The following is an 18,810-nucleotide window of genomic DNA, read 5'->3' on the forward strand; positions in this document are numbered from 1 at the left end:
GCAATCACTTTGTAACTGATTAATCACTCAATAACGAATCAGTCAGAAGCTGTCTATTCTTTTTTCAGCCGAGAGTGGAGGATCTTACAAAGAATCCTTAAACGGGGGATTTTTTTTACCACAGAGGTCGCGGAGGGCACAGAGAAAACCAAGGCGATCTCCATTTCTCTCGCTTTATTCGCATATTTGGCGGATAGAAATCCATTTACCACGGAGACACGGAGAAAAGGCAGAAAGATAGGTATGAGATCCACTTCCCCTTTTTTCGCGCTTTTCGTGTATTTCGTGGAAAAAATCCATTCATCACTGAGGCACGGAGAAAAGGCACGATGGATGAGGCGATCAAGGGCTACAGATTTCTTGCGCGATTTTCGCGTATTTCGTGGTAAGAAAATCCTTTTGACCGCGAAAAGCGCGAAATACGCGAAAACAATCCGGATAAGAAAAGCGTTCGCGTTGCGGAAAGACCCCAACCCTCCTCTCCGCGTCCTCAGAGCCCTCCGAGGTTAACCTTCCTGATAGATAACACGAGAAAAAGCCAATCCACCGCAGAGGTCGCGAAGGACACAGAGAAGACCGGAGAGATCTCCTTCTCTCGCTTTATTCGCATATTTGGCGGACAGAAATCCATTCACCACGGAGACACGGAGAAAAGGCAGAAAGATAGGTACGAGATCCACTTCCCCTTTTTCGCGCTTTTCGTGTATTTCGTGGAAAAAATCCATTCATCACTGAGGCACGGAGAAAAGGCACGATGGATGAGGCGATCAAGGGCTACAGATTTCTTGCGCGATTTTCGCGTATTTCGTGGTAAGAAAATCCTTTTGACCGCGAGAAGCGCGAAATACGCGAAAACGATCCGGATAAGAAAAGCTTTCGCGTTGCGGAAAGACCCCAACCCTCCTCTCCGCGCCCTGTAGAGTAGAGAGGGTGCCGGAAATCCGGCAGCCCTCCCCCTCGTCAAACCGGACGTGCAGATTTCCCGCATCCGGCTTTCACGAATACCTGTTTCACTGCGTTAAGCATAGGATAGGAATTGCAGCCCCTGTTTCCTCAAATAGGAATTCCAGGTGTCACCCTCCGGGAGCTTCGTCTTACGCTGGCTTTTCCTCGTGAGGAATTTCCAGAATTTCAGATGGAGATAGTAGTTTACTTCGCTGTAGGCTCTCTTGCGGTATCCCACTGCGAAGTAGTTATCCCATCCTCTGAGCGTGCGATTCAGCTCTGCGATGGCCTGATCCACCGGTTTATAGGAGTTCCTGTAGGAGAGGAATTCGTGTATTTTCCCTTTTAGATTCTTGACGGATTTCTTTGACGGATAAACATTCAGGCATAGATAGTTCCTGTGATGGATTCCTTTTTCGTACCGGAAGGAGAAGCCGAGGAAATCAAGAATCGGGCCTGTCGTTCGCAGATCGACCCACCTTGTTTTCTCTCTGTTTATCGTCAGACGGAATCGTGTTTCAAGTAGATCCTCAAGATGATGGATCATCTCTTTCATCGGTTCCTTCATCAAGATCACGAAGTCATCCGCATAGCGTACAATGGATGCCTGAATCTTCCTGCTCGTAGTCATGGCATGGAAGTATTTCTCGAAGTGATGGAGGTAGATGTTGGCGAGAAGCGGCGAGATGACGCCTCCCTGAGGCGTGCCTATCGTGCTTTTGTGCCATTTCTTCTTTCCATTCTCATCGACATCCACTATCGTCGCTTTCAACCACATACGAAGCAGCTTCAAAACGGATCGATCAACGATTCTTCTCTCGACTGCCTTCATGAGATTGTCATGCGGGATGGTATCGAAATAACCCTTCAGATCCGCGTCATAGACAACACGCTTGCCTCCTTTCAGTTCAGACCGTATCGCTTCAACGGCATCATGTGCCGAACGACCCGGTCGGAAACCGTAAGAGGTGTCCAGAAAATCCGCCTCGAAGATCGGTTCGATGATCAGGAGGACGGCCATCTGGATAACGCGGTCTTTGATGGTGGGGATTCCAAGGGGTCTTTTCCGACCATCCTTCTTCGGAATGTACACGCGTTTAACAGGGTCCGGACGATACGTTGATTCTTTCAGGCTGATTAACAGTCCCTCAAGAAATCCATCCACACCGTCTTTTCTCTTTTCAATGTCCTCAAAGCTGATTCCGTCGATGCCCGGCGCACCCTTATTGGCCCTTACTCGTTTCCACGCAGATTCAAGGGTGTCCTTCCTGAGCACATGGCCGTACAGCGAGTAGAATCGAAACTTTGCTTCCGCTTTTGCTTTGTGAAAGAGCTTCGTTCTCAAAAGAGAGAGGTCCGCAGAGAGTCCCCACTGGTTTAGCGGGCAGTAGTCTGCATTTTCCGTAGTAGTTTCCAATCGGTCTTTCTCCTCATCTGAATCAGCTTGTATTCGTCAAGCCTCCTTCGCTCCATCGGAGTTACCCGACTTCGACGCTACTATGAAGCTCTCCGACTTCCCTTCCTGACCGCCCGACGGTTATTCATTCCCGCCGGACGTTTGCTGGCGCATCAGGAGGGATCTCCCAGGTTCCTCGCGTTCGCCTTACATGCGCGCTGTCCTCCAAGACCCCGGATAGCTCCGTGGCGGTGAGCGATTGTTGACCGCTCACGGATGGCAGGCTTCACCATCACGGACAGGTTGGCCGCTATCAGTTGAGTAACGAGGCTGAATAGGTTCGCTTTCGCTACGGCTCGCATGTTCATTTCCCGTGGCTTCGGCCTTTCGGTTGCCCTATGACCGCACGGTTCCTTAACCGCCGAACAATCAATTAGCGGTCCAGGGACGTTTCACCCTGGTGGCTCACACAGGCTTATCCTGGCGCACCCGAGCCCTCAGTGGTTTATTTCTCCGCGGTTTATCTCTCCCCGACTTTCTCCTGCCTCCGTGGTCCATTCTCCTGGTTTTCCCCCGTGCCGCCTCTCCGTAATTCCCCCTCCCGGCTTTACCTCCGCGTCCTCCGAGCCCTCTGCGGTTTACTTCTGCTTTTTCGCCATTCGCCTCCCCTTATTCCCGCTCTCAGATTGCTTGCCTGGCGAAGCCCCGGAAAAGAATGAGGCCATGCCTTCTCTCCATATTATCCAGCATGTTCCGTTTGAACCGGCCGGCATCCTGCCAGATCTCGCTCGCCGGCGGGGCTGGTCGGTCTCCGTAACCGAACAGTTTTCTGGCGATATGCTGCCTCAGGTCGAAAAAATCGACCGCCTGATCGTCATGGGCGGACCGATGGGCACAAAGGACGAGGCGGAGTTCCCCTACCTGACTGCCGAGAAGGCCTTTATCAGGGCTGCGATCGCCCGGGGCACGCCCGTGCTTGGCATCTGTCTTGGAGCACAGCTTCTCGCCGAGACGCTTGGCGCCACCGTGCGGCCCAACGGACAGAAAGAGATCGGATTCTTTTCCGTTCAGAAAACCGACGCCGCTCGTAGCAGCCGCTTCTTTGCCGATTTTCCCGATACGTTCACCCCGCTTCACTGGCATGGCGATACGTTCAGCCTGCCCGACGGAGCGACACAGATCGCCCGAACAGACGTCTGCGAACAGCAGGCCTTTGAGTTCGGTCCGCATATCGGATTGCAGTTTCATCTGGAGATGACGCCCGAGCTGCTTGCAGGATTGATCGAGAATGCCCGGTACGAACTTGTCGCTGCGCCCTTCATCATGTCAGAGGCTGAGCTTAAAGAAAAGGCCGGCCTGTTAAAGGATGCGCATGCGCTGATGGTACGGCTTTTCGAACGCTGGCTGGAGTGAGCGAGGGCTGACGTTGCTTTGATCAGTCTTCCGGCAGTCGAATGCGGATTCTATCGGGCGAGGCCGTAATGATGGCACGATTTTTCAGATCTACGGGATGCTTTTCAAGGATGCGCTTACAGAATGGTCCCTGTTCCGATGACTTAATGCCGGTAAGGCGAATGATGCCGGCATGCAAGACTCCGTACACAATCGCCAGTTCTCCGAAATCCTTATCAAGAGTAACAAGAACGGCGTCGTTCTCGAAGGCGTATCTGAGCATTTCTTTATCGCCCGGGTCACGGCCCCATTCTACAGCCCATACGACCTCGAGTCCTTTACTGCGAAGATAATGGACAGCGGACCTTCCTATACAGGAATCAAGAAGCAGTTTCATTGCATACGGAGGCGTCAGACTGTGATTTCGACCCGTTCATGCGCAACCATTCTGTGTGCGTAGGCAAGGCATGCCAGGATGTCTTCTTTCTCCAGATAAGGGTATGCATCAAGAAGAGATTCGATGCTATCTCCGGCGACAAGCATGCCGAGGATATGTTCTACGGCAATTCTGTGCCCCCGAATGATCGGCTTTCCCGAGAAGATATCAGGATTGAAGGTGATGCGTTTCAGAAGTTCCTGTTCTTTCATGCTTTCATTCTCCCTGTAAACCAGTCTCTCGATGGTGAGGCATTCATCATTAAACCGCATATCGAGCAAGTCTCAAGTTTTTTTCTCGTTTCACGTGCAAACCGGGCGACATTTTGCCGGCCAGAATCCCGCCGGGCCTCGTTTTTTTTGCTGGACGAGGAAAGCGATCTGCGTCTGATTGGACATATACCCCATAGGGGTATATGTCCCGGATTCAGGAGGATCACATGGCAGAGCATCGTTTTATTCAAGAGATTCAGGCGTCGCAGTATGAGGCCCTTGTGGTCGGCGCAAAAGGGCCGGTCATCCTTGACTTCTATTCAGAGGATTGTGTTCCCTGCGAAGCGCTCGCTTCGAAGTTTGAGAGCCTCGCCGATCTTTTCGGTGAAGAGATCCGCTTTTATAAAATCTTTCGTCAACAGAACCGGGAGCTGGCCACAGAGCTCGGTGTGCGTTCCTCGCCGACCCTGATCTTCTATCGCGACGGTCAGGAGGTCGGACGTCGACTTACGGGCGCCATCCGCAAAAAGGACATCGTTGAACAGATTGGCCAGCTGATTCCGGCCGACGCCTTTAATCGCCTCTACGCAAAGCGTTCGTCGTCTACGCGGGAGGTCGACGTGGCCATTCTTGGCGGCGGCCCTGCCGGGCTGACGGCAGCGCTTTATGCGGCGCAGGCCCGGCTTAACGTGCTTGTAATCGATCAGGATCTGACCGGCGGACAGGTGAAGACGACGCATATGATCTCGAACTATCCGGGAACGGGCGGACCTGTATCGGGATGGGAGCTTTCAGAAAAGATGCTGCGTCAGGTGCAGGAAGCGGGCGCCGACGTTATCGCCGCCGTCGACGTTACGATGGCGAAGCTGAAATCGGGCGAGAGCGTTATCCGAATTGACGATGAGATCGAAGTGCATGCCCGATCCGTCATCCTCGCTACGGGCGCCGAGCCGCGAAGCCTGGGCGTGCCGGGCGAAAAAGAGTTCCGGGGACGCGGCATCTCGTATTGCGCCACCTGCGACGGTAAATACTACGACGGCAAAGAGGTCATCGTCATCGGCGGCGGCAATTCAGCCGTCGAAGAATCGATCTTTCTCACGAAGTTCGCTACCAGGGTAACGATCGTGCATCAGTTCGATCATCTGCAGGCGAACAAACAGGCGCAGGAAGAGGCCTTCGCAAACGATCGCATCCGCTTTGTGTGGAACAGCGAGCCGCGCCGATTCGAGCAACTCGCGGACGGACGTATGAAGCTCAGCGTCGAAAACGTCAAGACGGGAGAGACGGATGAGATGATCACCGACGGCGTCTTCGTCTTTGTCGGCATGGTTCCGAATCTGACGGGCATCGAATCCGACGTGCCGATTGAGAAGAATCAATGGGGCTATGTTATCACCGACGAAGATATGGAGACGAACGTTCCGGGTATCTTTGCGATCGGTGACGTGCGGGCGAAAAAATATCGCCAGGCCGCCATTGCCGTCGGCGAAGGATGTATCGCCGCCATTGCCTGTGAAAAACGTCTTGAGGCGATGAAGCATAGCGAAAAAGAGCTTGCGAGCGTTTGATCGGCGCAAAGAGTCAGAGCAGGAATCACAGATGTCGACACAAACGAACGAAGCCATTCAGGTACGATACGCCGCCGAAGCTACGACAGCGTGCTGTCTTTCTTGCGGCGGAGCGCTCGATCATGCAAAGCCGCAGCCCGGCGAGACGCTTGTCGATCTGGGCAGTGGCCGCGGCCTTGATGTTCTGAAGTCCGCTCGTATGGTCGGTGCAACGGGCCGTGCCATCGGCGTCGATATGACGTCGGCCATGCTTGAGGTGGCCCGCTCCAACGCGGCGAAGCTGAAGCTCGACAACGCTGAGTTTATTCAGGCTGAAATCGAATCCCTGCCGCTTCCCGACGCCTCCGTCGACGTCGTCATCTCGAACTGCACGATCAATCATGCTCCCGATAAGGCGAAGGTGTACGCCGAGATCCACCGTGTTCTCAAACCGGGTGGACGCTTCGTCGTATCGGACGTTCTGGCCGATAACGAGCTGCCCGAGCATATCAAGAACGATCCCGAGGCCATCGCCGCCTGTTACGGAGGCGCGATCACTGAACAGCAGTATATCGACGCCATCGCCGCCGGCGGTTTTCGTGATCTCGAAATCCTCGAGAAAAGCGAGCCTTATGCGAAAGGCAAGGATCAGGTAATGGTGCGTTCGCTGACGCTGCGAGGCATTCGCCGTTGATCGATCTTTTACAGCGTAAAAGAGAGACCAGAAGAATAAACAACTCTCAAGAACCGCCACGTATGGCGTTTTTGAGGAAATGCAAACGGGCATTATTTCGCCAGTCGGCGAGTATGCAACCGCTCGAAACAGAGCGGGGCTTGAAACAAAATAGAAGGAGGCTGACATGAAAGCCGTCACCACCATCAAACCGGTTGCCGCTCAAAAAACGGTAGCTCAGTGCTGTGCAAAAAACAGCAAGATTATCTCAGGCTGTCACGATTGATTGCCGGCCCGGTTTTCCGGGCCTTTTTCATCTTTCTATACGGCGATATTCACAGGAACGTCGTGCGGCTTAAAGCGATCGCTTCGCCACGACAGCGAGCAAATTCCAGGACAGAAACACCATGATACAATCACGTTATACATTCACCTTTGAAACGGAATCCGGCCGCTCGTTCATCATGAACTACCTGACCGGAGCGCTCGACGAGCTCGAACCGCTCGAAAGACCCGAGCTCGAATCTCGTATGAAAGAAGGGAACTGGAACGACTACCATCTGACGCCGTATATGCTTGAGCGCGGGTATCTCTTTGCCTCAGCCGGCGACGAAGAGTCGATGATCCAGGAGAAGTTCCTCGAGTTTCAGGATGAATACGACAGGACGGCCGTTCAGCTGATCTTCTCGACGACCTATGTCTGTAACTTCTCGTGTGTGTACTGTTTTCAGGAAAGCTATAAAGAAGAATCGAAGATCCTGACCCCTGAAATCGTCGACGCCTTTTTCAGCTATGTGGAGCGCCGCTTCGGGAACGAGCCGGTGCGTCCGTATATTACGCTTTTCGGCGGCGAACCGCTTCTTGGCGCCGAGCGCTACAAGAAGAATCTGATCTACATGCTTGAGAAGGCAAAAGAGCATGATATCGCCATCTGCATCGTGACCAACGGATACGAGTTGAGTAACTACGTGCCCGAGTTCCAGCGCATCGGCGTGAAGATTCGCGAGATTCAGGTTTCGATGGACGGCAGCCCTGAGATGCAGAACCACAGGCGTCCGACGGCGGGCGGCAAACCCACTTTTGATAGGGTCAGCGACGGCATCGATACGGCCCTTCGCGCCGGCTACCGCATCAATCTGCGTATGATCGTCGACCGCGATAACCTCGAATCGCTTGTGGAGCTCGCGAACCACGCGCAGCAGTCCGGATGGATGGATTATCCGCAATCGCTCTTTGAAACGACGATCGGTCGCAACTACGAGTTGCATACCTGTCAGCCAAAGGCCAATCTCTATGATCGTACGACTCTCTGGCAGGACTTTGTCAGAGTGGCGAAGAAACATCCCATTCTCGCGAAGTTTCACCGACCGCAATTCCACGGCATGCGTTACCTGAAAGAAAACGGATCGTTACCCATGCCGATCTTTGACGGATGCCCGGCCGGTAAAAAGGAATGGGCCTTCGACCTGAACGGCGACATCTTCGGCTGCACGGCCTCTGTCGGTGTTGAGAAGTATCGCCTGGGCAACATCTTCGACGAAGATGCCGTGGCACAGCCCGTTGCCGCCGCACAGTTTGCCTGCACCGATACGCTTGAGACGCCGTACAGCTCGCATTTCAGAGACGATCTGATGCAGCCCATCGCCAATCCCGACTCTCTGCCCGGTCCGGCCGAACAGGCCATACAGTGGGCCCGTCGCGACGTTCTCGCCATAGATCAATGCCGGCAGTGTCCGGTCAGCCTCAGCTGCGGCGGCGGATGCGGCGTACTGGCGGCAAACCGCACCGGCAAGATCCTCTCGACGGATTGCCGGCCGGTCAAAGACCTGGTCGCTCTCGGCGCCGACTTCTACGGAATCGGTTAACCGCGATCGGCCATGATCGACGACTAACCGTCGCTCTTGCGATAATCGTCGATCATGGCGGCGAACAGCGCTCGAATGCTTTCGCCGCTTTTTGCTTCAAGCAGTCTCGCCAGATCGGCCTCAAAGCCTTCGGGGTTGCCGATCATCTTTACCTGGCGGATGCCCGGCACGTCGGTCGGACCGGTCGCCTCGCTATCGCGGTAGATCTCTTCACGCAGCTTCTCGCCCGGCCGCAGTCCTGTTACTCTGAGCTCGATGTCGACGTCGGGCATCTTCCCTTCGGCGAGGATCATCGCCCGCGCAAGATCGTAGATACGTACGGGCTCTCCCATATCAAGCAGATAGATCTCGCCGCTGCGCCCCATCTCGCCCGTCTTCATCACAAGCCGACAGGCCTGCCTGATGCTCATGAAGTAGCGCTCCATGTCTTTATCGGTTACGGTGACGGGACCGCCGCGATCGATCTGCTCTTTAAAGAGGGGGATAACGCTTCCCGAGCTGCCAAGCACGTTGCCGAAGCGCACGGCCGTAAAGACGGTCTTTCCATGCTCCCTGTAATGATAGCAGAGCATCTCGCCGATACGCTTGCTTGCTCCCATCACCGAAGCAGGCTTCACCGCCTTATCAGACGATATAAAGACGAAGCGCTCGACGCCGGCCTCGACGCTGAGCTCGATCAGGTTTTTCGTGCCGAGCACGTTCGTCTTGATCGCCTCGGTCGGATTCTCTTCCATGAGCGGTACATGTTTGAGAGCGGCGGCATGGAAGACGATGTCGGGTTTCTCCGCTACAAAAATGGAGGCCACGCGTTCTCTGTCGCGCAGATCGGCCAGATACGACTTCGCAGGGAAACGCTGCAACGTCTGAAAGAGCAGATATTCAGAATGATCTATGAGAACGAGATTGCAGCCGGCCTCAGATAGAGCCTGCACAAGGCCCGAGCCGATCGAGCCGCCGGCGCCGGTCACAAGAATCTTTTTATTCGCGTACAATGCCCCTCCCGGATTAGCAACAACCCTGAAAGAGGTCAGCGTCAGGCATTCATCGGTCAAGTAAAAACGGCCCGCCTGGGCGAGCCGTTTTTGAGCGTTATGAGCCCCGAGTACCGGGCTCTGAAGTCACTTCTTTTCGCGCTTCTCGGCGATCTCTGCAAACTTCTTACAAGATGCGGGCTGGCCTTCTTCAGACATCAGCTGCTGGCAGGATGTCTTTGTGATCTCTTCCATGCACTGAATGGCGAGATCAAGCTCTTCTTTCGTGTATTGAACCTCGATCTTCTCGGGTTTTGCCGCGTCACCGGTTTCATTTACGCCATACTCTTTATAGCAGGCCTCTTTTCCGCCCATCATCGAACGGGCCATCTCGCGCTGTTCGGCCGGCATAGTCTGAAGCTGCTCATCGATGCACTCAAACATCTTCTCACAGATCTTCTTACCTGTTTCTGCCATCTTCTCGGCCTGAGCGGCCGTCGGTTCGTTGCTCTTGCCGCATGAGCCAAGCGCTATTGCGGGAATAAGGGCAAGCATCCAGATCTTCTTCATTGTCATTCTCTCCTGTTTTTTTAAAAGTAAGAATACATCCATAAACGAATAAACAGGCCTCATCAAATGACTCGAGCTCGACGGATGCCTGTCGGCGTTCAATCAACGGGCGGAAGATCAAGCGGCATATCGGGATCGGCCTGGGCCTCGGAATCCCAGGCAAGGATAAATCGTGCGATAGGCGCCTCGAACTGATTGCCCTCGCTATCGCGCATGGCATAGCTGCCTTCCATGGTGCCCCATGAGGTATTGAGCGGACAGAAGCTTGTGTAGACGAAGCTTTCACCCGGCTGAATAGTCGGCGTCTTGCCGACGACGCCCGGCCCGTTTACCTCTTCGCTTTCTCCATCGCCGTTGATGATGATCCAGTGACGCGAAAGCAGCTGAACGGGCGTCGATCGTTCGTTCGTAATCTCGATCGTATATGAGAAAAAAAAGCGATTCTCTTCGGGACGAGAATGCCCCGGAATATAGACGGGGTAGGTTCTGATGCGAACTCCGCTCTCGACGGCCGGCTGTTCTACCTGATTCATGTTACTTTGACTCCGCACAGCATTCTACTTTGCATTCCGCCAGCGTCAACTCTTTCCCTGCAACGTTACTCTTGACAGAAGCGCAATCCTCTCCTTCTTATATTCGTGCTGCTCAGAAGGCCCGACTCGCTCGGGATCTATATTCACTTTCCCTATTGTCTTCAAAAGTGTCATTACTGTGACTTTTACTCCGTTCCCCTCGACGGTGAAGCACCGATCCGCGCCTTCCTTACAGGTATCGAACAGGAATGGCAGGCGCGATTTCCAGATTTTGAGTGCTTTTCCGCAGTCGATTCCGTCTTTTTCGGAGGAGGAACGTCCTCCCTGCTTCCGGCCTGGGCGCTCAGGCAGATGCTCGATCTCTTTCAAGAACGGTTCTCATTCTCGCCCGATTGCGAGATCACACTCGAAGGAAACCCCGAAAACCTGACTGAACAGTATCTTGAAGAACTCGCGCAAATCGGCATCACGCGCATCAACGCCGGCATCCAGACCTTCTCAGAAAGGCATCTGCGGACGATGAACCGTTTTTTCGACGCCGCCCGCTATGCCGACATGCTCGACATTCTCTGCCGGTCGCCCTTTCGCTCCAGAGGCGTCGATCTGATCTACGGCTTTCCAGGCCAGACCTTCGACGAATTCATGACCGACCTTCATCGCGTCGCCACAGTCGGATTGGAGCATCTGTCGGTCTATTCTCTTACCGAAGAGGCAGGCACCGGTTATGCGACTCGCGTCCGTGACGGATCGATGCCATCGCCCGACGAGGCGCTTCAGGAGCGGGTTTTCGAGACGCTTCCCTCCGTCATGTCGGATTATGGTTATACACTCTATGAAATATCAAACTATGCGAAGCCGGGATTCGAGTGCAGGCACAATCTGCGTTACTGGCTTTATGAACCGTATATGGGTCTCGGCCCTGGAGCACACGGCTTCGACGGACGATTCCGCTACGGCAACGTGCGCAATATCGACCGATGGAGCGCCCAGCCTGCTGCCGCCACAAAGAACGAACACGAGGTCGAAATCGATCTACCGCTCAACCTCTTTCGCTTAACGATCCCCTTTCGCCCTTCCTGGATGAAGCGTATTTTGAAAGAGAACGGAAGCCGGCGAGCCGACGACGTGCAGGCCTTCTTCGAAGAAGAAGCGAGTCTCGGTCATGGCTTTTTCGTCGACGACGACCTTTTTCAGTGGAACGAGGTCGGCCGGCTTCAACTCGACGGTATTATCGAACGATGGGTTCTGAATCAGAAGGCGAAGTAAAGGAAGGCGCCGGCGACGTCTCCATACATGAAAATCAGTATGCCCGTGAGAAAGGTGCCGCAAACGATCGCAGCATTCTGTAAAACAGGACGATCGACGATCCACTGCTTCACAGAATCATAATAACCGGGAATATTGGCCAGGAAAGCAAGAACCGTCAACGAAAGAGCCGCTCCGAATCCCGGAAGCGGAAGCCCTCGTTCCCAGAGCGCTACGCCTCGAAGCAGAGTCATACTCTGCTCCAGACCCGGCGCAGCAAAAAAAACGCCCGAGAACGCGAAGAGTCCGAAGGTATAACAGATTCGAAGAACGTTGAAGAAACGGCCTTCAGGCAGAAGTCGCACCTGCTTTAAACGCAGAGTTCTTTCGATGATCAGAACCGTGCCTATAAAAGCGCCCCAGATGAGCATATTCCAGGTAGCCCCGTGCCAGAATCCGCCAAGCGCCATCGTAATAAAAAGGTTAACAGAGGTCTGCCATTCGCCGCGACGTGAGCCGCCAAGCGGTATATAAATGTAGTCTCGAAGCCATGAAGACAGCGTGATGTGCCAGCGCGTCCACAGCTCCGACATGGATTTCGAGAAGAACGGGCCTTTAAAGTTTTCGGGCAGCTCATAACCGAGCAGCTTGCCCATGCCCCGCGCCATATCAGTATATCCCGAGAAGTCGGCAAAGATCTGCCCGAGAAAGGCGACGGGAAGAAGAAGATACACGGTAGCGTCGTAGCCGGCCGGATTCTGCCACGCTCCGGCGATCTCAGCACCGATGCGGTCGGCGATCAGGATCTTCTTGATCGCTCCAAAAATCAAAAGCAGCATTCCCCGACGCAGGCGGTCGACGGTCAACGTCGGATTATCGATCTGCGGCAGGAAGTCCGTCGCTCGAAGAATCGGACCGGCAATAAACTGCGGGAAAAACAGGATAAAAACGGCAAAACGTCGAAAGTCGATGCGGTCGGCAATCGTTCCACGATAGCAGTCGACGACGAAGGCGATCAATTGAAAGATATAAAAGCTGATGCCGATCGGCAGGATGATCTTCAGATTGTAGTCTTCAAGCAGATTCGCCCTGATATCGATAAGATACGGAATTCCGAACAGGTTGCCGGCACTTGAGGCGAAGAGATAGAAGTATTTGAAGAACGCAAGGATCGAAAGGTCGAGACCGATGGCAAGCCAGAGCAGAGCCAGCGAAGGTCTGCCCTGTCCGCGCTGCTCGATCAACTTCATAGCCACAGCATAGTTCACGCCGAGCACGGTAATAAACATGATAAAGAAGGGAACGGAATACCAGGCATAAAAAAGCACGCTGGCGACGATAATCAGTGAGTGCTTGCCGCGAATGGGCAGGAACCAGTACAGAAGAAATACGAAGAGGAAGAGCAGAACGAATATGGTAGAATTGAATACCATTTCCGTCAGATCGGCGTCGCCGGGCGCACTGTCAAGCCGGCCCTGTAATTCCTTGCCCTCCCGCTGCCATAGTAGAAATCGAGTTTATGAGCATAGCGTGGATCACTGGAACAAGCTCAGGCCTCGGTGAAGGCTTCGTGAAGTCACTTCTGAGCACTCATCAGATCACAGGATTCAGTCGGCGTCCGGGCAGCATCGTCGATGACCGTTACAGGCACATCACTCTTGACCTTGCCGATGTAGCGAGCATCCCCCGAATCATCGAACAGGCCGTCTCATCAGAGCCACAGCCCGTCGAGCTCGATCTGCTGATCCTGAATGCCGGTATACTCGGCCCGATTCGCGATCTGTACGGAACGCCGCTTGAAGAGATCGAACAAACGATGATGGTGAACGTCTGGGCCAATAAAGTAATGATCGATACGCTTCTATCGCTTGAAGAACAGGGTAAGCTTCGCGGACCTTCGCGCATCCTGGCCATCAGCTCCGGAGCGTCGCAGAACGGCGCAAGAGGATGGAATGCCTATTCTATCTCAAAGGCAGCTCTTAACATGATGATTCAGCTCTATGCCGCCGAACGTCCGAATAAGAAATGGATATCGCTCGCGCCGGGCCTTGTTCACACGGCGATGCAGGATACGCTTGCAAAAGAAGATCCGCAGCGCTTCCCCGCTCTGAATCGGTTGCTTGCCGCTCGCGGCACGGCCGATATGCCCGACGGCGCAACGGCGGCACGACGTATCATCGACGCCCTTGATCGCATCTTCGCGTCACCGAACGGCTCTTACGTCGACATCCGCAAGATCTGAGGCAGACGCTTTACGAGTCGGCCAAGTGCATCATACATCTCTGCGATCTCTGCATCCGTTGCGATAAAGGCCGGGCAGAGATAAACGGTTCCACCCAGCGGACGAATAAAGAGGCCTTCGTCAAGGGCGGCCTCGCTGATCTTCATAGAAACAGGCACGCCGTACGGCAGATCGGCCGTAATATCAAAGGCGGCCACCGATCCCATGCATCGCGGACGACCCAGAAGCTCACCGGCCGATTGCATCAATGAGGCCAGCCCGCGCCGATGCAAGGCCTCGGTCTTTTGCAATCGATCGCCGATTTGCAGATTATCGTAAAGCGAGAGTGAGGCAAGGGCAGCCACACATCCGAGAGGGCTTCCCGTCATCGAATGTCCATGATAGAGCGTATGCATGCGATCATCGCTCAAGAAGCCTTCGTAAATACGCTCTGATGCAAGTGTGGCCGCGAAGGGCAGATAGCCGCCCGAGAGGCCTTTGGAGAGCGCTGCGATGTCGGGCCAGACACCGGCCCGTTCAAAGGCAAAATAAGGCCCCGTGCGCCCTGCTCCCGTGAAGACCTCGTCAGCTATTAGAATAGCTCCGTATCGATCACAGAGCTCTCTTGCCTTTTTCAGATATGCCGGCGAGTAGAAATTCATCCCGCCCGCTCCCTGGATCAGCGGCTCGAGCACAAGACAGCAGATGCGATCGCCGAATTGCTCGAAATGATTTTCCAGCGACAGTAAGGCCTGCTGCATCTCGGCAAGGCCAACGCCCTCGTCGTCAAGCCCCTGTTGCGAGCAGGAGGGCGCTGCAAGATGATCCACCGAAAAGAGAAGCGGTTCAAAGACGGTATGAAAGATGGATCGCGCCCCCGCTGCCATCGCCCCGAACGTATCGCCATGATAGCCGTTTGCAAGGCAGACGATACGATCGCGAACCTCTCCCCTGTTTCTGAAAAACTGATAGGCCATCTTCAGAGCGATTTCCATCGCCGTCGAACCGTTATCCGAATAATACACGCGCGGCAGATGATGTGATGTGCGCTCACTCAATGCCTGTGCGAGTCGCAGACCGGGCTCATGAACGAAGTTTGCGTAGATGACGTGTTCGAGCGTGGACGCCTGGTCGGCAAGCGCCCTGTTTATGGTGGCGTTGCAATGCCCGTAGGTATTCACCCACCAGGAGCCGACTCCATCAATGACCCGCCTCCCCCCTGAAAGAGTGAGCCAGATTCCGCTGGCCTCTTCTACAAGCAGCGGCTCCGGAGCCAGCTTCATCTGTGTGAAGGGAAGCCAGGAATGACGGCTGTGAATGGTTCTCAGTTCTTTTATTCGAGAATCATCAAACGGCAATGACATAATACCGTTCTTCTCGAAGGGACTATTCCGACAACATCGACCATGACGTAAGAGTAATGGCATGGCGCTTTTTCCTTTCTTTTTTTATATTGAACGGTAAGATGGCTTTCGGAGTCTGGTCGAGTCCCATGGTTCTTATTGAGCCCCTTTCGGGCCGCACAACGCCTTTTCCCATTCTTTCAGGGGTAATACCGGTTACTCATTCTCCTGTCTGTCGTTCTGCATGTGGCCTTTCTCAAAACACGTCCTTCATCAGTAAATTCAACAGTATTCCAGTAAAACGCGTGAACAGGGTCGGTAGCCCGACGGCCGCGCCATCTGCGCCCCTGAAGATGACCCGAAAAGGTCTTCGTCAAAGGCACCATCATATTTGAGAGGAGAGGATCTCAATGCAGGATTCCCAGACAACACGTAAGACAGAGAAGCTTCTCTCTGCCACCATTCGATTCTCGGGCGACTCCGGCGACGGAATGCAGCTCGTCGGCTCGCAGTTCACACAGGTTACCGGCATGGCCGGCAACGATATGATGACATTTCCCGATTTTCCGGCTGAGATCCGCGCGCCGCAGGGCACGACGGCCGGAGTATCGGGCTTTCAGATTCATTTTGGCAGCACGCATATCTACACGCCCGGCGAGAAGGTCGACGTGCTGGTGGCGATGAATCCGGCGGCGTTAAAGGCCAACATAAAGGATCTGAAGACAGGCGGCATCCTCATCGTTAACACAGACGAGTTCGACGATCGTAATCTCAAGAAGGTCGACTATGCGACGAGTCCGCTTGAAGATCCGGAGCTACAACAGAAATACCGGGTGATTCCCGTCCCGATCACCGAATCCACGCGACGTACTCTTGCGAATTCCGGCCTTTCTGCCCGCGACATGGACCGTTGCCGGAATATGTTTGCCCTCGGTATCGCTTACTGGCTCTTTCAGCGCGATCCGGAGCCTACGGTCCGCTGGATTGAATCGAAGTTCGCAAAGAAGCCCGAGGTATCGCAGGCGAACGTCAGCGTGTTGATGTCGGGTCATAGCTACGCCGAAACGATCGAGCTCTTTGAAACGCGCTACGAAGTGCACAGAGCACAATTCGCTCCTGGAACCTACCGTAATATCACCGGCAACACAGCCGTCGCTCTTGGCCTTATTACGGGCGCTCATCAGGCCGGCCTGCCCGCCCTGTATGCCGGGTACCCGATCACGCCGGCCTCTGACATCCTGCATGAGCTCTCTCGTTACAAGAACTTCGGCGTGCGTACCTTCCAGGCCGAAGACGAGATTGCAGCCATGTGCGCAGCGATCGGCGCCTCGTATGGCGGAACGATCGGCATGACGGGATCGTCCGGTCCGGGTATCGCACTTAAATCTGAGGCGATGAACCTTGCCATCATGACCGAGCTACCGGTCGTCATCGTCGACGTGCAGCGTGCCGGCCCGTCAACGGGTCTGCCGACAAAAACCGAGCAGGCCGATCTTTTACAGGTTATGTACGGTCGAAACGGAGAGTCACCGATGCCTGTGCTGGCGGCGGCAACACCGTCGGACGGCTTTACGATGGCCGTCGAAGCCGTTCGCATCGCCCTTGAATTCATGACACCCGTCGTGCTGCTGACCGACGGCTATATTGCAAACGGTTCCGAGCCCTGGAAGCTTCCCGACATCGAAGCGCTGCCGAAGATCAAGAATCATCTCGTGTCTGAGTCGACGGATCGCTCCACGTTCAAGGCCTACTCCCGCGAAGAAGGCACGCTTGCCCGTCCGTGGGCGCCTCCAGGTCTTGCCGGCTTCGAGCACCGTATCGGAGGCCTTGAGAAAAACGAGGCCGGAAACATCAGCTATGATGGTGAAAACCACGAGCGTATGGTGAAGCAACGAGCCGAAAAGGTCGCACGCATCGCCGACGCCATTCCCGAACAGGACGTCTTTCCGTCGGCCGAGGGCGATGTGCTTGTCGTCGGATGGGGATCGACATACGGAGCGATCCGCGAAGCTGTCGAAAGACTGCGTGGCGAAGGGCATGCGATCTCGCATGCTCACATCCGCTACATCAACCCCTTCCCGAAGAATCTTGAATCCATCCTGAAAGGATTCAAGAAGATCCTCGTTCCCGAAATCAACACCGGACAGCTCGCCTTCATCCTGCGAGGGCAGTTCCTCGTCGATGCACGTCCCTGCGGCCGCGTTACAGGTCGTCCGCTTTCCGTAGATGAGCTTGAAAATACCTTCCGCGAAGCGCTGAAAGGTTGAGGAGAATACCATTATGAGCCAGGTTCTAACGAAAAAGGATTTTTCCTCGGATCAGGAAGTACGATGGTGCCCGGGTTGCGGCGACTATGCCATCCTCTCGGCCGTGCAGAAGGTCATGCCCGAGCTGGGCATCCCGAAAGAAAAGATCGTCTTTGTGTCGGGCATCGGATGCTCTTCGCGATTCCCCTACTACATGAACACCTACGGATTCCATACGATTCACGGTCGAGCGCCGTCCATCGCATCGGGCCTGCGCATCATGCGTGAGGACCTCTCCGTATGGTTGATCACCGGCGACGGAGACTCGCTCTCCATCGGTGGAAATCACCTCATTCATGTGTTGCGTCGCAACGTAGACATGAACATTCTACTGTTCAATAACGAGATCTACGGTCTCACAAAAGGGCAGTATTCGCCCACATCGGCAAGAGGAACCGTCGCCAAGTCCACTCCGGAAGGATCGCTTGACACTCCCTTCTCGCCTGTTCGGGTCGCTCACGGCGCCGGCGGTTCTTTTATCGCTCGCGCAAACGACAAAGACATGAAGCTGATGGAAAACGTCTTTCGGCGTGCCCAGCAGCATCGCGGAACGTCGTTTATCGAGATCTTCCAGAACTGTGTGATCTTCAACAACGGCGTTTTCGATGACGTCACCGATCGCGAGCATCGAATCGAAAAGACCATCACGCTCGAGCACGGTCAGAAGATGCTTTTTGGCCGCGACAACGAAAAGGGATTGAGCCTCAAGGCCGGCCATTTCGAGGTTGTGAACGCCGCGACGAATGGCGATGAGGTTTCCGTCTTTAACGAGAACGATCCGGCGTTTTTGCATGCCTTCATACATGCCGAGCACAATCCAGAGATTCCGGTCGCGATGGGCGTTCTCTACGCCGAAAGCCGGCCCGTTTATGAGGCCGATATAGAGCGCCAGGTAGCCGCTGTGACCGAGAAGAAAGGCCCCGGCGATCTTAAGAAGCTGCTTTACTCAGGAGAAATCTGGGATATCAAGTAAAGCTCAGCAATGAAGAACGCATTTCTTTAAGGAAAGCGAAACAGAAACCGGAAGAAGCGAAAACGGGCTTTCTTCCATTTACTTACAGCTCAGCAAGACGGATCTCCGGAGCTTTTTTCGGCTTATGGCCGACTCCGGGGATTTTTTTATAATTTAACGGACCAAAAAACCGTTTTTTGATA

At 54.4% G+C, this 18,810-nt stretch carries 16 protein-coding genes; 8 read left to right on the forward strand and 8 right to left on the reverse strand.

Going from position 1 to position 18,810, the window contains the following annotated elements; all coding sequences use genetic code 11:
* Positions 1–1,018: 1,018 nt before the first annotated feature.
* A complete protein-coding gene (ltrA, locus tag LEPIL_RS02690; protein ID WP_002769687.1) occupies positions 1,019–2,362 on the reverse strand; it encodes a group II intron reverse transcriptase/maturase in 1,344 nt (447 codons plus the stop codon).
* A 702-nt stretch (positions 2,363–3,064) separates the two neighbouring features.
* On the opposite strand from ltrA, the gene LEPIL_RS02700 reads away from it, so the two are divergent.
* A complete protein-coding gene (locus LEPIL_RS02700; RefSeq protein ID WP_002769689.1) occupies positions 3,065–3,754 on the forward strand; it encodes a type 1 glutamine amidotransferase in 690 nt (229 codons plus the stop codon).
* Between the two features lie 22 nt (positions 3,755–3,776).
* On the opposite strand, the gene LEPIL_RS02705 is transcribed toward LEPIL_RS02700, so the two are convergent.
* Both LEPIL_RS02705 and LEPIL_RS02710 read right to left on the reverse strand, forming a co-directional pair.
* Complete coding sequence (locus LEPIL_RS02705) at positions 3,777–4,130, reverse strand: DUF5615 family PIN-like protein (RefSeq protein ID WP_002769690.1); 354 nt, start codon at positions 4,128–4,130, stop codon at positions 3,777–3,779.
* A gap of 14 nt (positions 4,131–4,144) precedes the next feature.
* Entirely contained in the window at positions 4,145–4,381 is a 237-nt protein-coding gene (locus LEPIL_RS02710) for a DUF433 domain-containing protein (RefSeq protein WP_040919376.1), read from the reverse strand.
* Positions 4,382–4,608: 227 nt separating this feature from the next.
* On the opposite strand from LEPIL_RS02710, the gene LEPIL_RS02715 reads away from it, so the two are divergent.
* From LEPIL_RS02715 to LEPIL_RS02725, 3 genes are all read left to right on the forward strand, one after another.
* Positions 4,609–5,949 carry an FAD-dependent oxidoreductase gene (locus LEPIL_RS02715; protein WP_002769692.1) on the forward strand — a complete coding sequence of 447 codons (1,341 nt, stop codon included), beginning with the start codon at positions 4,609–4,611 and terminating at the stop codon, positions 5,947–5,949.
* Positions 5,950–5,980: 31 nt separating this feature from the next.
* Complete coding sequence (locus LEPIL_RS02720) at positions 5,981–6,622, forward strand: methyltransferase domain-containing protein (RefSeq protein ID WP_002769694.1); 642 nt, start codon at positions 5,981–5,983, stop codon at positions 6,620–6,622.
* A gap of 386 nt (positions 6,623–7,008) precedes the next feature.
* Entirely contained in the window at positions 7,009–8,466 is a 1,458-nt protein-coding gene (locus LEPIL_RS02725) for a radical SAM protein (protein ID WP_002769700.1), read from the forward strand.
* A 23-nt stretch (positions 8,467–8,489) separates the two neighbouring features.
* Here the strand turns inward: LEPIL_RS02725 and LEPIL_RS02730 are convergent, their stop codons facing one another.
* From LEPIL_RS02730 to apaG, 3 genes are all read right to left on the reverse strand, one after another.
* Positions 8,490–9,458 (reverse strand): UDP-N-acetylglucosamine 4,6-dehydratase family protein, encoded by a 969-nt coding sequence (locus LEPIL_RS02730; RefSeq protein WP_002769701.1) that lies wholly within the window; start codon positions 9,456–9,458, stop codon positions 8,490–8,492.
* Between the two features lie 126 nt (positions 9,459–9,584).
* Positions 9,585–10,007: an LA_2478/LA_2722/LA_4182 family protein gene (locus LEPIL_RS02735; protein ID WP_002769702.1), complete on the reverse strand. Its 423-nt coding sequence runs from the start codon at positions 10,005–10,007 to the stop codon at positions 9,585–9,587.
* A gap of 98 nt (positions 10,008–10,105) precedes the next feature.
* A complete protein-coding gene (apaG, locus tag LEPIL_RS02740) occupies positions 10,106–10,540 on the reverse strand; it encodes a Co2+/Mg2+ efflux protein ApaG (RefSeq protein ID WP_002769703.1) in 435 nt (144 codons plus the stop codon).
* 105 nt (positions 10,541–10,645) lie between these two features.
* Here apaG and hemW point away from each other — a divergent pair, with 105 nt between their 5' ends.
* Positions 10,646–11,806 carry a radical SAM family heme chaperone HemW gene (gene hemW / locus LEPIL_RS02745; protein ID WP_002769704.1) on the forward strand — a complete coding sequence of 387 codons (1,161 nt, stop codon included), beginning with the start codon at positions 10,646–10,648 and terminating at the stop codon, positions 11,804–11,806.
* On the opposite strand, the gene LEPIL_RS02750 is transcribed toward hemW, so the two are convergent.
* The gene (locus tag LEPIL_RS02750; RefSeq protein WP_002769706.1) at positions 11,791–13,218 is read right to left on the reverse strand and encodes an MBOAT family O-acyltransferase; all 1,428 of its coding nucleotides are present in this window, start codon (positions 13,216–13,218) and stop codon (positions 11,791–11,793) included. The two genes, hemW and LEPIL_RS02750, sit on opposite strands and share 16 nt — an antisense overlap.
* 86 nt (positions 13,219–13,304) lie before the next feature.
* Between LEPIL_RS02750 and LEPIL_RS02755 the strand changes: the two genes are divergently transcribed.
* Entirely contained in the window at positions 13,305–14,027 is a 723-nt protein-coding gene (locus tag LEPIL_RS02755; RefSeq protein ID WP_002769709.1) for an SDR family NAD(P)-dependent oxidoreductase, read from the forward strand.
* On the opposite strand, the gene bioA is transcribed toward LEPIL_RS02755, so the two are convergent.
* The gene (gene bioA / locus LEPIL_RS02760; RefSeq protein WP_052608125.1) at positions 14,003–15,370 is read right to left on the reverse strand and encodes an adenosylmethionine--8-amino-7-oxononanoate transaminase; all 1,368 of its coding nucleotides are present in this window, start codon (positions 15,368–15,370) and stop codon (positions 14,003–14,005) included. The genes LEPIL_RS02755 and bioA overlap by 25 nt on opposite strands.
* 389 nt (positions 15,371–15,759) lie before the next feature.
* On the opposite strand from bioA, the gene LEPIL_RS02765 reads away from it, so the two are divergent.
* Together LEPIL_RS02765 and LEPIL_RS02770 are read left to right on the forward strand one after the other, a co-directional pair.
* Positions 15,760–17,616: a 2-oxoacid:acceptor oxidoreductase subunit alpha gene (locus LEPIL_RS02765; RefSeq protein ID WP_002769714.1), complete on the forward strand. Its 1,857-nt coding sequence runs from the start codon at positions 15,760–15,762 to the stop codon at positions 17,614–17,616.
* A 13-nt stretch (positions 17,617–17,629) separates the two neighbouring features.
* Complete coding sequence (locus LEPIL_RS02770) at positions 17,630–18,628, forward strand: 2-oxoacid:ferredoxin oxidoreductase subunit beta (protein ID WP_002769716.1); 999 nt, start codon at positions 17,630–17,632, stop codon at positions 18,626–18,628.
* Positions 18,629–18,810: the final 182 nt, after the last annotated feature.

It is taken from the genome of Leptonema illini DSM 21528, assembly GCF_000243335.1.
Classification (GTDB): Bacteria; Spirochaetota; Leptospiria; order Leptospirales; family Leptonemataceae; genus Leptonema; species Leptonema illini.